This is a genomic window from Streptomyces sp. ALI-76-A (genome assembly GCF_030287445.1).
GTDB lineage: Bacteria > Actinomycetota > Actinomycetes > Streptomycetales > Streptomycetaceae > Streptomyces.
Genome location: NZ_JASVWB010000002.1, coordinates 5,827,104 through 5,838,913, shown reverse-complemented (window position 1 = coordinate 5,838,913; position 11,810 = coordinate 5,827,104). Strand labels below are relative to the sequence as shown.

Annotated in this window: 9 protein-coding genes and 2 tRNA genes; 3 read left to right on the top strand and 8 right to left on the bottom strand. The window is 70.8% G+C overall.

The genetic code is table 11. From position 1 onward, the window contains the following. Positions 1–50: 50 nt before the first annotated feature. From QQS16_RS27190 to QQS16_RS27175, 4 genes are all read right to left on the bottom strand, one after another. Positions 51–124 (bottom strand) — tRNA-Met (locus QQS16_RS27190). A 261-nt stretch (positions 125–385) separates the two neighbouring features. Then, complete coding sequence (locus tag QQS16_RS27185) at positions 386–2,203, bottom strand: tetratricopeptide repeat protein (RefSeq protein WP_286064628.1); 1,818 nt, start codon at positions 2,201–2,203, stop codon at positions 386–388. Positions 2,204–2,432: 229 nt separating this feature from the next. Continuing rightward, a tRNA-Met gene (locus tag QQS16_RS27180) sits at positions 2,433–2,506 on the bottom strand. A 44-nt stretch (positions 2,507–2,550) separates the two neighbouring features. After that, a complete protein-coding gene (locus tag QQS16_RS27175; protein ID WP_286066473.1) occupies positions 2,551–5,514 on the bottom strand; it encodes a UPF0182 family membrane protein in 2,964 nt (987 codons plus the stop codon). Between the two features lie 163 nt (positions 5,515–5,677). Here QQS16_RS27175 and QQS16_RS27170 point away from each other — a divergent pair, with 163 nt between their 5' ends. Then, the gene (locus QQS16_RS27170; RefSeq protein ID WP_286064626.1) at positions 5,678–6,220 is read left to right on the top strand and encodes a PPA1309 family protein; all 543 of its coding nucleotides are present in this window, start codon (positions 5,678–5,680) and stop codon (positions 6,218–6,220) included. A 6-nt stretch (positions 6,221–6,226) separates the two neighbouring features. Here the strand turns inward: QQS16_RS27170 and QQS16_RS27165 are convergent, their stop codons facing one another. The 4 genes from QQS16_RS27165 to QQS16_RS27150 all read right to left on the bottom strand — a co-directional run bounded on the left by QQS16_RS27165 (position 6,227) and on the right by QQS16_RS27150 (position 9,645). Continuing rightward, positions 6,227–7,324, bottom strand: a complete 1,098-nt coding sequence (locus QQS16_RS27165; protein WP_286064625.1) for a YlbL family protein — start codon at positions 7,322–7,324, stop codon at positions 6,227–6,229. Positions 7,325–7,377: 53 nt separating this feature from the next. After that, a complete protein-coding gene (locus QQS16_RS27160) occupies positions 7,378–7,560 on the bottom strand; it encodes a hypothetical protein (protein WP_286066580.1) in 183 nt (60 codons plus the stop codon). 238 nt (positions 7,561–7,798) lie between these two features. After that, positions 7,799–8,260: a molybdenum cofactor biosynthesis protein MoaE gene (locus QQS16_RS27155; RefSeq protein WP_286064624.1), complete on the bottom strand. Its 462-nt coding sequence runs from the start codon at positions 8,258–8,260 to the stop codon at positions 7,799–7,801. Positions 8,261–8,532: 272 nt separating this feature from the next. Next, positions 8,533–9,645, bottom strand: coding sequence for an SDR family oxidoreductase (locus QQS16_RS27150; protein WP_286064622.1), 1,113 nt, complete (start codon positions 9,643–9,645; stop codon positions 8,533–8,535). A 191-nt stretch (positions 9,646–9,836) separates the two neighbouring features. On the opposite strand from QQS16_RS27150, the gene QQS16_RS27145 reads away from it, so the two are divergent. Next, positions 9,837–11,279 (top strand): zinc-dependent metalloprotease, encoded by a 1,443-nt coding sequence (locus tag QQS16_RS27145; RefSeq protein WP_286064620.1) that lies wholly within the window; start codon positions 9,837–9,839, stop codon positions 11,277–11,279. Beyond that, positions 11,276–11,797, top strand: coding sequence for an NUDIX hydrolase (locus tag QQS16_RS27140; protein ID WP_286064619.1), 522 nt, complete (start codon positions 11,276–11,278; stop codon positions 11,795–11,797). Before QQS16_RS27145 ends, QQS16_RS27140 begins: the two co-directional genes overlap by 4 nt. Positions 11,798–11,810 lie beyond the last annotated feature (13 nt).

The following is an 11,810-nucleotide window of genomic DNA, read 5'->3' as shown; positions in this document are numbered from 1 at the left end:
GAAAAGACCGAGGACCGAAACCCTTTCGGATTCCGGCCCTCGGCCATCAGTAGCGGGGACAGGATTTGAACCTGCGACCTCTGGGTTATGAGCCCAGCGAGCTACCGAGCTGCTCCACCCCGCGGCGATGAATGCAACGTTACGTCAAGACCACGGGCAGAGGCAAATCCCGCCCGGAAGGGGCGCGGGGAACCGCGCGATCAAGCACGACGCTCCCGCACCCGGGACCGGACCGCATGCCCTGAGTTCTCCGTGCTGCCCGGGGTCGGGCCGAAGGGCAGCGCCCCGATGGACCGGGTGAGGGCGGCGAGGCGGGACACCACACGGGCACCATCACCATCACCGGCACCGTGGACGGCGTCCCCTCCCGCACCGCCGCACGCCGTCACGCCGACAGTTCCTGCCGCAGCGCGTCCCGCAACCGTGCCGCCCGCTCCGCGACCTCCCCCGGCCCGAGCGTCACCGCCCGGTCCGCCCACCGCTGTCCCTCCGCCAGCTCCCCCCGACGCGCGTAGACGAGGGCGAGGCGCAACGCCGCGCGCCCATGCCCGGCGTCAGCCGCCCGTGTCCACCACACCGCGGCCTCCGGCTCACTCCCCTCCCGGGCGAGCAGCAGCCCCAGATTGAACGCCCCGTTGCGGGACCCGGCCTCGGCCGCCTCCCGGTACCACCGAGCCGCCTCGACCACGTCTCCCCGGGCCGCCGCGAGCATCCCGACCCGCACCTGTGCCCGCCGATGCCCCTGGGACGCCGCCCGCTCGTACCACTCCTCGCACTCGCTCTTCTCGTGCACCGACTCCCCGAGCTCGTGCGCCGGCTGCGGCGGGCGCCGCGCGTCCAGCACGGTGGCCAGCCGGTACGCGGCCTCGGCGCTCCCCCGCCCCGCCGCGCACCGCAGATGCCGCTCCGCCTCTCGCTCGTCCCCGTCCCGCAGCCGCGCGATCCCGACCTGCAACGCCGCCTCGGTGTGCCCGGCGGACGCCGCCCGCTCGTACCAGCGCAGCGCGACCGGCTCCTCGCCCCGCCCGGCGAACAGGATCCCCAGGTTGAACGCGGCGTCCACGCTCCCCGCCTCCGCGGCCTTGGAGAACCACGGCTCCGCCCCGGTCGCGTCCCCGCCCTGGAGCAGCAGGATCGCCAGCGCGTTCGCCGCCTCCCGGTGCCCGGCGTAGGCGGCCCGCCGGTACCACTGCTCCGCCTGCGCGGTCCGCCCCTGCTCCGCGCAGAGCAGGCCGAGGTTGTACGCCCCGTTGTCGTCCCCGGCGTCCATCGCGGCCCGGTACCACCGCTCGGCGGTCTGCGGCTCGCCGCGTTCGGCGTGCAGCGCGCCCAGCGCGTTCGCCGCGTTCCCGTCGCCGTCCTGGGCGGCCCGCAGCCACCACACGGCGGCGCTCTCGGTGTCGCCGGCGTCCCGCAGCAGGAATCCGAGCGCGCACGCGGCCCGCGCCTCGCCGTCCTTCGCGGACGTCAGGTACCAGCGCCCGGCCTCCTTGAGCTCGCCGCGCTTCTCCAGGATCGCGCCGAGGTGCAGCGCGGCCCGCCGGTGACCGCGCGCGGCGGCCTGCCGGTACCACTGCTCGGCCTCCTCCGTCGCGGCGGCACCGCCGTCGGCGTCCGCCACCGCCTCCGCCTCGTGCGCGGCCCTGCGATCGAGCGCGCGCGCCAGCCGGTACGCCGCCTCGCGGTGCCCCCGCTCGGCCGCGGCCCGCATCCACCGCTCGGCCCCGGCGTCGCCGCGGTGCTCCAGCAGATCGGCGAGCGCGTACGCGCCGAGCGCGTGCCCCTGCTCGGCGGACTGGCGCAGCCAGTACTCCGCGGCGGGCTCGTCACCCCGCTCACGGTGGTGCCGCCCGAGTGCGTGCGCGGCCGCGGCGGACCCGGCGACGGCGGCGATCCGCCACCACCCGGCGGCCTCGTCGGCGTACCCGCGCTGATGAAGAAGGACTCCCAGGTTGTTGGCGGCGGCCCGGTCGCCGGCCGCGGTGGCGGCACGCAGATGGGGTTCGGCTCCGTCGAGATCACCGCGGCGCAGCAGCATGGCCCCGAGGACGCTCATCGCCTCGACGTCGCCGGCCTCGGCGGCGAGTCTCTGACGGATCTCCTCGGCAGCATCCTCGGCTGCCTCCCCGACCTCGTCCTGCCCGGAAGGTTGCACAAAACGCCCTGTCTCGAACAGAGTTGCCTTGTCCCCCATAACGTCCATCGTCGCACCACCTGCAACCTGGGTACACCTGGTATACCGCAGCCATTGAGGTCACTACAGCGTTTTGTCGACATGCCCACAGAGAGACAAGTCAAACACAGATCCCCCAACTCCCCTCGGCGGCACGGCCGTCCACCGTGTCGGCACATGCGTTCGCACACCACAAAGGCCCGGATCCTTTTCAGGATCCGGGCCTTTGCCGGCGGACGACTCACGTCGTCGACTTCAGTAGCGGGGACAGGATTTGAACCTGCGACCTCTGGGTTATGAGCCCAGCGAGCTACCGAGCTGCTCCACCCCGCGCCGTTGTGTTGCAACCGTACCACGGCGCGGGGTGGGCTTTTCGGTCAGCCGCTGTCGGGGCTGCCGCTCGGACTCGGACTGCCGCTCGGGCGGGGACTCCCGCTCGGACTGGGACTCCCGCCGGGCGCCGCGGCGTCGCCGTTCTTGTCGGCGGCCGCCTGGGCCTCCTCGGCCCGTCGCAGCGCCTCCTCCAGGTTCTTCTGCGCCTCGCCGTACGCCTGCCAGTCGTTCTCCTTCAGGGCTTCCTGGCCGGCGTCGAAGGCCTCCTGGGCGTCGTTCAACGCCTCCTGGACCGTGGGGTTGTCGGACGCCGGTGGCGGAGTGGTCGTGTCGCCGTCGTCCGGTGGTGGCTCGGTGGTCGAACCGTCCGCTTCGAAGACCTTGTTGAGGGCCTCGCCGAGGGTGTTCTCGAAGGCGGTGTTGCCGCCGTAGGTCACCAGCACCTTCCGCAGCAGCGGGTACTTCAGACCGCCACCGCGCACGTACACCGGCTCCACGTACAGCAGTTCACCGTCCAGTGGCACCGCGAGCAGGTTGCCGTACTCCACGGTCGAGTCACCGCGGTTGAGCAGGCTGATCGTCTCGGCGATGTCCTGTTCGGAGTTGAACTGGCTCTGCACCTGTTTGGGCCCGTTGACGGTGGTGTTCGTGGGCAGCTTCAGGACTCTGATCTTGCCGTAGTCGCTGGTGCCCGCCTCGGCGTCGACCGACATGAACGCGCTGAGGTTGTCCCGGCCGTTGGGCGTGAACGTCGTCGTCAGCGAGAACGTCTGCGCCGACTGGTCGGGCATCTTCAGGCTCAGGTAGTACGGCGGCACCGCGTTGCCCGACTTGTTGGTCGGGTCGTCCGGCACCTGCCACACCTCGCTGCCGCTGAGGAACGTCTGCGCGTCCTCGACGTGGTAGCGGCTGAGCAGCTCGCGCTGGACCTTGAACAGGTCCTGCGGGTAGCGCAGATGATCCATCAGCGCCTGGGGGATGTCCCCCTTGGACTCGACCGTGCCCGGGAACGCCTTCATCCAGGTCTTGAGGACCGGGTCCTGGGTGTCCCACTGGAAGAGCTTGACCTCGCCGGTGTACGCGTCGACGGTCGCCTTCACCGAGTTGCGGATGTAGTTGACCTGGTTCTGCTGGGCCACCACCGCGCGCGAGTTGTTGGTCGCGGTCAGCGAGTCGGCCGTCGTGTCACCCAGGGTCGTGCGCGAGGCGTACGGGTATCCGTTGGTGGTGGTGTACGCGTCGACGATCCACTGGATCTTGCCGCCCACCACCGCCGGGTAGGCGTCACCGTCGATGGTCAGCCACGGGGCGACCGCCTCGACGCGCTCCTTGGGCGTGCGGTTGTACAGGATCCGCGACCCCTCGCCGATGGCGCCGGAGTACAGGATCTGCGGCTCGTTGAACGCCACCGCGTACGCGGCCCGGTTGACCGGGTTGGAGAGGTTGACCCCGCTCTTGCCCGTGTAGCTGAAGGTCTTCTCACCGGTGTCGTCGGAGTAGTCGATCTCCTTCTGGGGACCGCCGACGATCGAGTACGTGTTGGTCTTCTCGCCGTAGTAGATCCGCTGCTGGTACGACCCGAGGTCGCCCTTGGACGGCAGGTCGTACTCGGTGAAGACCGGGCGGCCCTGCGAATCGGCCTCGGTGCCCTTGGCGGCCACCGCTCCGTACCCGTGGGTGTAGCGGAAGTGGTCGTTGATCCAGTTGTTCTTCGGGATGCCGTTGAGGTTCAGCTCCCGCAGACCGATGACCGTGTCCTGGTCGCTGCCGTCCTTGCTGTACCGGTCGACGTCCAGGTTGGTCGGGAAGGCGTAGTAGTTCCGCATCTGCTGGAGCTGCTGGAACGTCGGCGAGACGATGTTCGGGTCCATGATGCGGATGCTGGCGGCGTCGGTGGCGTCGTCGCGCAGCTTGGTCTTGTCCGTGGTGGTGGACTTGCCCGCGTACTCGGTGACCTTGGCGTCGTCGATGCCGTACGCCTCACGCGTCGCCTTGAGGTTCTTCTCGACGTACGGCGCTTCCTTGGCCTGCTCGTTCGGCTGGACCTGGAACTTCTGGACGATCGCCGGGTACAGGCCGCCGATGAGGATCGCCGAGAGCACCATCAGGCCGAAGCCGATGACGGGCAGCTGCCAGGTGCGCCGCCACAGGGTGGCGAAGAAGAGCAGGGCGCAGATGACGGCGATGCAGAACAGGATCGTCTTGGCCGGCAGATAGGCGTTGGCGTCGACGTACCTGAGGCCCGTCCAGTTGTCGGTGGCCTTGAAGTCGCTGGACTTCACCGCCAGTCCGTACCGGTCGAGCCAGTAGGCGACCGCCTTCAGGGCGACGAAGATGCCGAGCAGCACCGACAGGTGCCCGGTCGCGGCCGCCGTGGCGCGCGCGCCCGGGGAGGTGACCCTGAGCCCGCCGTACAGGTAGTGGGTGAGCGCGGCGGCGATCAGGGAGAGGATCGCGGCGGCGAAGCCGAAGCCGAGCAGGAACCGGTACCAGGGCAGGTCGAAGGCGTAGAAGGAGACGTCGAGGTGGAACTGCGGGTCCTTCTGGTCGAAGGGCACGCCGTTGACCCACATCAGCCAGGTCCGCCACTGACCGGACGCGGAGGCGCCCGCGATCAGGCCGACCAGGGAGACGATCCCGAGCAGCAGCCACGTCTTGTACGGCGCGATGCCCATCCGGTAGCGGTCGAGGCTCTGCTGCTCCATCGACATGGCGCTCAGCGGCGGGCGCAGCCGGTGGGCCAGCCAGATGTTGAAGCCCACCGCCACGGCCATCAGCAGGCCGAAGAAGAAGAACAGACCGATCTTGGTCCACAGGGTGGTCGTGAACACGGACGAGTAGTTCACCGACCGGTACCAGAGCCAGTCCGTCCAGAACCCCGCGAACATGGTGAACGCCATGCCGAGGACGGCTAGGACGCCCAGCGTCATGAGCAGGGTCCGGACGCGCCGGGACGGGCGGCCCACTCTGATCCGTGGCCCCGTCGGGCCTCCGCCGCGGTCCGGCATCTGGAAAGCCAAGGTGCGCACCTCGAAGTTCGCTGTTGGTCCGTCAGACCCGCGTCGTCACGGGCCGTGCGTGGGCCACGTGATCGTAGGCCCTCACCTATGCAACTTACTCACGCTTTACTCGGTTCCCGATTTCGGCCCTGAACGAGAGAGGATTGTGACCATGTCCAACACTCCCATGGCGGCGAGCCCGCTGACCCGGGCCGTACTCGAGATCGACGAGTACGCCTCCGGCCTCGGCTGGGACCAGCCCGCCCGCCTCTTCGCCCTCGTTGACACCGCCCGGCTGCAGGCCCAGGAACCCGCCCTCGCGGCCCAGCTCGGCCTTGAGGAGCGGCCGGAGGCCACCGGCCTCACTCCGATCGAACAGGACGAGATTCCCGCGGGCAAGCCGCTCGACGAGTTCCTCGGCACGATCGCCTGGCCCGAGGCGGTGGCCGGCTGCGCGCTCACCGTGGAGCGTCTGATGCTGCCGCCGTCCGCCGAGGCGACCGTCCCGGAAGGGCTGAGCGAGCAGCAGCTCGCCCGGTGGGTCGCCGAGCACCCGAACCGCCAGGAGGTCCGGATGACGGTCGCGGTCCTGCGCAACGGCGCCCGTGAGTCGGCTCTGCGCCTGCGCGAGAAGGACTCCCCGACGGAGGTGCTCACCGGCTCCGACCTCGTGCCGGGGCTGGCGGAGGCGCTGGCGGCGACGTTCGAGGAGTAGCCCTCGCTACTGCTTCGTCGTGCACTTCGGCAGGTCGGCGGTGTCGCCGGAGCGGATGTCCCGGAGCGCGCCGAGAGCGTCGTCGATGGTGTTCACCTTCACGAGGGTGAGCCCTTCGGGGGTGTCGCTCGCGGCGGCCGCGCAGTTGTCGGCGGGCGTGAGGAAGTACTGGGCGCCCTTGTCGCGGGCGCCGACGGTCTTCATCTCGATGCCGCCGATCGGGCCGACCTTGCCGTCGTCGTCGATGGTGCCGGTGCCGGCCACGAAGGCGCCGCCGGTGAGGCTGCCCGGGGTGAGCTTGTCGTAGATGCCGAGCGCGAACATCAGGCCGGCGCTCGGCCCGCCCACGTCGGCGAGCTTGATGTCGATGGTGAACGGGAACGTGTGGTCGGTCCCCGCCGAGATCCCGACGATGGCCCGCTTCTCACCACTGTCGTCGGAGGCCGCGGTCGTGATGGTCACGGTCTGCGTCCTGGTCGCCGTCCGGTTCTCCTTCTCGGCGGCGGCCTGCTCCTTGGCGGGCACGATCGTGAAGACGACCTTCTCGCCCGGCTTGTGCTTGGTCACCAACTCGGCGACGTCGGCCGGCTCCTTCACCGTCGTACCGTCGACGGCCTTGATCACGTCACCGGCGTGCAGTCTGCCCTCGGCCGGGGAGTCCTTGACGACGGTCGAGACGATCACCCAGGAACGCACCGGGACGTCCAGCTCCTTCAGGGCGGCGACCTTGGCGCTCTCCTGCGACTGGCTGAACTCCTCGGCGTTCTCCTGGGTGGACTGCTCCTCGGTCTTGCCGTCGGGATAGAGCGTGTCGTGCGGCACGACCTTGTTGTCGTGCGCGAGCCATCCGTAGACGGCCTCGACGAGGTTCATCTTGTAGTCGGCACTGGTCACCCGCACGGTGGTCATGTTCAGATGCCCGCTCGTCCCGTACGTCTTGCGCCCCGAGATCTGGAGTACCGGCTCGCCGTCGTGGTCCCCGAGCGTGTTCACGGTCGGCCCCGGTGACATCTCCGAGTACGGCACGTTGATGAAGACTCCCGCGCACAGGAGCGCGATCAGCATCAGGGTGGAGGCGAGCATCGTCGCAGTGCGGCGTGGCATGGCACGACAGTACGGGACGTCCCTGTCAGCGCACCGTCAGGGCGGCGTCCGGGTCATGTGCCCGAGCGGGGCTTCTCCATGGCCGCGCGGAACCGCGCGTATCCGTCCAGTTCGGGGCCGTCGCTGCGGGCTCTGCGGGTCCGGTTGGCCCAACTGCCCCAGACACCGGCGCCGATCGCGGCCAACAGCGGAATCAGCAACCAGACGAGCGCCCCCATGCCGACCTCCAACCCCACCAGAACGATCGCAACCCGACGATTGCAACCCCTACGATCGCAACTGACCGATCAGCAGATTAACCATCCGCATCGACAACGCTCACGCCAGGGGTGCGGTTACGCAACCGGAGGAGTGAAGGAAGGGTTCAGCGGGTGGGCCCGGTTCCGGCGGGGCCGGCCAGTGTTCAGCGGGCGGGCGGGGGCCAGCGTGCGCACGAGGTCAGCGGGCGGGGCGGGGTCAGGAAGCGGGCCGGGGTCAGCAGGCGCCGACCCACTCCTCGGTGCCGTCGGAGAACGTCTGATGCTTCCAGATCGGCACGTCGTGCTTGAGGTCGTCGATCAGCTTCCGGCAGGCCTCGAAGGCCTCACCCCGGTGCGGGCAGGAAACGGCGACGACGACGGCGAGGTCCCCGACCCCGAGGTCCCCGACCCGGTGGACCGCGGCGAGTGCCCGCACCGGATACTCCGCGACGACCTTCTCGGCGATCCGCCGCATCTCCGCCTCGGCACTGGGATGGCACGAATACCCGAGCGCCTCGACGTCGGCACCCCCGTCATGGTTCCGCACGGTCCCCACGAACAGGGCGGTGCCCCCGGCGGCGTCGTCCCCGACGGCCCGGAAGACCTCGTCCAGGGAGAGGGCCGTCTCACGAATGGCGAGCAGCTTGATCGGGTCCTGAGCGACCTGCTCACCGGGATGGTCGTGTGTGGGTGCCATACCTCCATCGTGCCGTACGCCACCGCCGGGGAACAGCGTGGTCGGCTGGCCCGCACGCGCGCGTGCCCTTCGGAGCTTCCTCCAGCCGGCGCCGTCGGGCCGAGGGGGCCGTGCCCCCGGACCCGCTCCCACGTCGGGCGTCGACCTCCCATGGGGAGCCGCCCCGCACCGAGCGCCGAGTGCCTTCCGAGGCCCGCGGCCTCGCCTCTCTCAGATCCGCCGCGCCCCGACCTCGCGTCCCTCAGATCCGCCGCGCCCCGACCTCGCGTCCCTCAGATCCGCCGCCGCGCCTTCCGCGCGCGCCGGACCACCGCCGCCGCACCCAGCAGGGCCACCGTCGCACCCGCGGCCCCGGCCGCCGTCGCGTCCTTGCGTCCGAGCCGCCGGCCGACCACCGTGCGTCTCCCGGACACCTCCTCGAGGAGTTCGGCGAGCACTTCCTCATTGGTCCACTGCGGCCGCCACCCCGCGTCATGCAGCCGGCTCCCGCTCACCACCCAGGGGTACATCGTGTACGCCAGGTCCCCCGCCGGAGACGGCGTGAGCCCGATCCGGTGCAGCCGGGCCGCCGCCCCGAGCGCGACCGCGGACGGCAGCTCCATCCGCCGGATCCCGGTCAGCTCCTCGACCTCCTCCTGCTCCAGCCACCCGTCGCACCCGACGGCGAGCTCGCCCTCGACCTTCTCCAGGACGGCGTACTCCAGCGCGCCGCACAGATCCTCGACGTGGCAGAACTGCCAGGCGGGCCGGGACCCGGCGACGACGAGCAACCGGGGCGACTCGAAGTACCTGGTCAGCGCGGTGTCCGTGCCGCCCACCAGCACTGCGGGCCGCACGACGGTGACGTTGAGTCCCGGATGCGCCCGTGGGGCCCTCCGGGCCAGCCGTTCGATCTCCAGCAGGTCCCCGACCCCGGTCGCCTCCGCCGTCGCCCGCAGCTCCGCGTCCTCGGACAGCGGCAGCTCGTTGTCCGGCAGGGCGCCGTAGACCATGGCGGACGTGCACAGCACGACCCGGTGGACCCCGGCGGCCGCGGCCGCGGTCAGCACCGTCTGCGTCCCCCGCACGTTGTAGGCCGTCCGGGCGGCGGCATCGGTCTCCAGGTCGAGATCGAGAGCCAGATGCACCACCGCGTCCGCGCCTCGCAGCTTCTCCGCGATGGCCGGATCCCGTACGTCCAGGATGTGCCACTGCGCCGCCGCGCACTCGCCCCGCCGCTCGTCCAGGGCGATGACCTGCTTGATCTCCTCCGACGCGGCGAGCCGCTCGGTGAGCAGGGCACCGATGCCGGACGCGGCACCGGTGACCGCGACGACGGGCCCGCGCATGGCGGGACTGGTTGACTGGTTTCGCGCTGCGCGAACCTGCGGATCTGGGGAACTCACCGGGCGTCTCCAGCGGTTGTCTTCAGTACGGACGCGAGTGACGCGTACGTACCAGGTGGCATCCATCCTGCCGCAGGCCGAGAGTCGGCGAAGCACCGAGGCCCGAACCGCCCATGGTGTCTACGCTGGGTGGTGTTATCGGGCAGTCGCGCCGTCGGGACAACCGGCGGCCTTACCAGCCGAGGAATCCCGTGAGTGACACCCCATTCGGATTCGGCCTTCCGCCGGAGGAGCCGGACGACGGCGACGAGGGCAAGAAGAAGGACCCGCAGAGCGGCGGTGGTCAGGGACCGGCCAACCCGTTCGGTTTCGGCGGGCTGCCCGGCTCCGGAGGCTTTGGCGGCCCCGGTGCGGACAATCCGCTCGCTGCCATGTTCGGTTCGCTGAACCCCACCGACCTGGGCGCCGCCTTCCAGCAGCTGGGCCAGATGCTCTCGTACGAGGGCGGCCCGGTGAACTGGGACATGGCCAAGCAGATCGCCCGCCAGACGGTCTCCCAGGGCACCGCCGACGGCACGAAGGACGCGAGCGTCGGCCCCGCCGAACGCACCGCGGTCGACGAGGCCGTCCGCCTGGCCGACCTGTGGCTGGACGACGCCACCTCCCTGCCGTCCGGTGCCGGCTCCGCCGTGGCCTGGAGCCGCGCGGAGTGGGTCGAGGCGACCCTGCCCGCCTGGAAGGAGCTCGTGGACCCGGTCGCCGAGCGGGTGGGCGCCGCCATGGGCGACGTCCTGCCGGAGGAGATGCAGGCCATGGCCGGCCCGCTGATCGGCATGATGCGCTCCATGGGCGGCGCCATGTTCGGCACGCAGATCGGTCAGGCCGTCGGCGTGCTCGCGGGCGAGGTCGTCGGGTCCACCGACATCGGCCTGCCGCTCGGCCCGGCCGGCAAGGCCGCGCTGCTGCCGGTGAACATCGAGGCGTTCGGCAAGGACCTCGGCGTGCCGAGGGACGAGGTGCGGCTGTATCTCGCCCTGCGGGAGGCCGCCCACCAGCGCCTGTTCGCACACGTGCCGTGGCTGCGCTCGCACCTGTTCGGCGCGGTCGACGGGTACGCGCGGGGCATCAAGGTCGACACGGCCAAGCTGGAGGACGTCGTCGGCCAGTTCGACCCGCAGAACCCCGAGCAGTTGCAGGACGCCCTCCAGCAGGGCATGTTCCAGCCGGAGGACACGCCCGAGCAGAAGGCCGCCCTGGCCCGTCTGGAGACGGCTCTGGCACTCGTGGAGGGCTGGGTCGACGCGGTTGTGCACACGGCCGCCAAGCCCCGCCTGTCGTCCGCCGACGCGCTGCGGGAGACCCTGCGCCGCCGCCGCGCCTCCGGCGGACCGGCGGAGCAGACGTTCGCCACGCTGATCGGCCTGGAGCTGCGCCCGCGCCGCCTGCGGGACGCCTCCCGCCTGTGGGCCTCGCTCACCGACGCACGTGGAGTCGACGGCCGGGACGCCCTGTGGGCGCACCCCGACATGCTGCCGACCGCCTCCGACCTGGACGACCCGGACGGCTTCGTGCACCGCGAGCAGCTGGACTTCTCCGAGCTGGACAAGATGCTCGGCGAGGCGGCGGACAAGCCCGACCTGAAGAAGAGGGACGACGGCTCCAAGGACGCGGACAGGGGCGACGACACCGAGTGAGCCTGCACGACGACACGGTCCTCGTCCTGAAGCGGTACGAGGACCAGGACGAGCTGCGCCAGTCCTATCTCGACCATCTGGCGCATCACCAGGACGCCATGTGGAAGTCGTGCCGGGCCGGTCACCTCACGGCGAGCGCCCTGGTGGTCGATCCGGAGCGCGGCCGGGTGCTGCTGACCCTGCACAGGAAGCTGCGCATGTGGCTACAGATGGGCGGCCACTGCGAGCCACAGGACGCCTCTCTCGACGAGGCGGCCCTGCGGGAGGCCACGGAGGAATCCGGCATCGAGGGACTCACGCTGCTTCCGGGCGGCCCGGTGCGCCTGGACCGGCATCCGATCCCGCCGCCGTGCCACTGCCACTTCGACGTCCAGTACGCGGCCGTGGCCCCGTCCGGCGCGGCACACGCCGTCAGCGACGAGTCGCTCGATGTGCGCTGGTTCGCCTACGACGAGGTCGCGGCGGTGGCGGACGAGTCGGTCGTACGGCTGCTGGAAGCGACCCGCGCGCGGCTGTGAACGGGAGCCACGA

What these genes read in the sequence shown, in the direction of transcription:
- QQS16_RS27185 (WP_286064628.1), bottom strand. Translation starts at nt 2,203, where the DNA reads ATGGACGTTATGGGGGACAAGGCAACTCTGTTCGAGACAGGGCGTTTT.
- QQS16_RS27175 (WP_286066473.1), bottom strand. Translation starts at nt 5,514, where the DNA reads ATGCCGGACCGCGGCGGAGGCCCGACGGGGCCACGGATCAGAGTGGGC.
- QQS16_RS27170 (WP_286064626.1), top strand. Translation starts at nt 5,678, where the DNA reads ATGTCCAACACTCCCATGGCGGCGAGCCCGCTGACCCGGGCCGTACTC.
- QQS16_RS27165 (WP_286064625.1), bottom strand. Translation starts at nt 7,324, where the DNA reads ATGCCACGCCGCACTGCGACGATGCTCGCCTCCACCCTGATGCTGATC.
- QQS16_RS27155 (WP_286064624.1), bottom strand. Translation starts at nt 8,260, where the DNA reads ATGGCACCCACACACGACCATCCCGGTGAGCAGGTCGCTCAGGACCCG.